Source organism: Limosilactobacillus mucosae (assembly GCF_046939755.1).
Lineage (GTDB): Bacteria > Bacillota > Bacilli > Lactobacillales > Lactobacillaceae > Limosilactobacillus > Limosilactobacillus mucosae_A.
Map to the genome: position 1 here is coordinate 1 of NZ_JBKZAY010000134.1, position 210 is coordinate 210.

Consider the following 210-nt stretch of genomic DNA (forward strand, 5'->3'; position numbering starts at 1 on the left):
GCTCAGTTATCATATATTTCACCAACAGAGACGGCAGAAGCCGCAATGGAAGTCTTTAAACGCGCCGCTAAGCAGGCTGGAACCTTCGTACCAATGATTCATACGGATCGTGGCGCTGCCTATACTTCAAAAGACTTCAATAACTATTTGACCAGCAACAATAGTAAGCACAGTCTCTCTGCGCCCGGCACTCCCGCAGATAACGCAGTA

Annotated in this window: 1 protein-coding gene; it reads left to right on the top strand. The window is 48.1% G+C overall.

Annotation, left to right across the window (positions count from 1 at the left end):
* The coding region (locus tag ACLUWI_RS10540; RefSeq protein WP_412147264.1) for a DDE-type integrase/transposase/recombinase at positions 1 to 210 on the top strand (210 nt) is incomplete at both ends.